Origin of the sequence: Limnofasciculus baicalensis BBK-W-15, assembly GCF_024178385.1 — a bacterium.
GTDB lineage: Bacteria > Cyanobacteriota > Cyanobacteriia > Cyanobacteriales > Coleofasciculaceae > Limnofasciculus > Limnofasciculus baicalensis.
In genome coordinates, this window is sequence record NZ_JAMZMM010000680.1 from 1 (window position 1) to 1486 (window position 1486).

Here is a 1486-nt window from a genome sequence, read left to right on the forward strand (position 1 = left end):
TGAAACAGCCCTGCTTGTCAAAGGGGGGAGTAAGAATCAACCTGCATTTCTTCCTTTCTCGGAACTAAGCTTCCAGAGCAAGAATTACTCGCAATATGTTCTCAACGTCATTTAATTCACCAACAATACGCCGAACAGGTTGAGGCCAAACTCTAAGTAGAGTTGGTGTAGCTGAAATCTGATTCACCTCTGCTTGCTCTGGATGCTTAAGAACATCAATAACCTTGATAGTATAAGGATAATGAAGGGAATTTTCTAACAAATTGTGCATTTTTTTCAGAGTTTGTTCAGTTGCTGAAGTGTGTCCTGAAACAAATAAACGGAGAACGTAGCTATGGGGAAGTGGTGAATTGGATTTAAAGGAGATTTCTGATGAGTTAGTGTCTGAGTTTATTAGCCCGATTGGAGTAGTTTGATAAGAAATATAATTATCTCGATCATATAAAGGATCTTGGCGAAATAACGAAAAATGATTTTTCTTATTTATTGAATCTTCTAGATCTTTATTATCTGAAGAAAAAGCTGTTGATTGTTGAGAGTCAAGGAGGGTAGAATTAGTAATTTGATCTCTGTCATCAAAACGTACAATTAAATCGTGGTCTTCCCAGAGTTGAGGGAAGCGATCGCGATAAGTAAAAATTACCATGGGATCGCATGATTCTTCTTGCCATGGAGCTATTTGCCAAACTACCTTCCTGATTCCAAATACCGCATTTAGCAATAACTGATGCTTTTGTACGGGGGGATAAATCTCTGCTGAGGTTTTTAGCTGTTGGGTTTGAGGATCGATCCATCGATCGATAGTTGCTGTATATCCCGGTACTAAAAAATGAGGTGGCTCTGACAATCCTAATAGTTGTTGTAAAACTACACACAAATCAATGTGCCAATGACCCTGTTTACTGGGGTCAATGCCGTAAATTAAATCACCTCCTGGGGTGAATATGGCAATACCCTTAAATACTTGATTTGACATCCTGATACTTTTAATTTGGACAATCTCCGACAGTCCAAATATAGCAATCCTATTACTAGGAAAGATTGTCAAGCTTATTACTGTAAAGTCGGTAAAATAGTCATCTTAGCATTTCCTCTTCTGAATTGCGAGAGAGGCAAGGCGCGAGGGAGCTGGGGAGAAAATAGGATCGATACCCCTCCACCTTTGCACTCCCACACCTGGAAAGCATTTCCCTGTATTTAGTAAGACGAGTCGCTGAAAACCCCGTGTCTTTAGAGCGGGGAGTGTCAACCCACACTGGATACTGAGTAAGCTACAAATATCAAACCACCAATTAAAGCTAGCCCTGCAACCCCTAGGAACAAGTAGTTTACCTGTTGGGCTTTGGTTGGTGCTTCGGCTTGGTACATTTTCGGTTCAAGAGCAAAATTGTTTAAACGTCCGCCTTCTTCTGTGGTATAGCGCATGAATGAGAACCTTTATTAACTTATGTTAAGAGTATTGTAACAAATCTTGACTATATATGGC

General features: G+C 40.0%; 2 protein-coding genes. Both read right to left on the reverse strand.

Features of this window, described 5'->3' with window-relative positions; translation table 11 throughout:
- Positions 1-64 precede the first annotated feature (64 nt).
- Positions 65-976 (reverse strand): circadian clock KaiB family protein, encoded by a 912-nt coding sequence (locus tag NJ959_RS29410; protein ID WP_254015303.1) that lies wholly within the window; start codon positions 974-976, stop codon positions 65-67.
- A 269-nt stretch (positions 977-1245) separates the two neighbouring features.
- The gene (gene psb34 / locus NJ959_RS29415; protein ID WP_254015304.1) at positions 1246-1425 is read right to left on the reverse strand and encodes a photosystem II assembly protein Psb34; all 180 of its coding nucleotides are present in this window, start codon (positions 1423-1425) and stop codon (positions 1246-1248) included.
- Positions 1426-1486 lie beyond the last annotated feature (61 nt).

Excerpts from the sequence above, each read along its gene's own strand:
- psb34 (WP_254015304.1), bottom strand. The coding sequence starts at position 1,425 with ATGCGCTATACCACAGAAGAAGGCGGACGTTTAAACAATTTTGCTCTT.
- NJ959_RS29410 (WP_254015303.1), bottom strand. The coding sequence starts at position 976 with ATGTCAAATCAAGTATTTAAGGGTATTGCCATATTCACCCCAGGAGGT.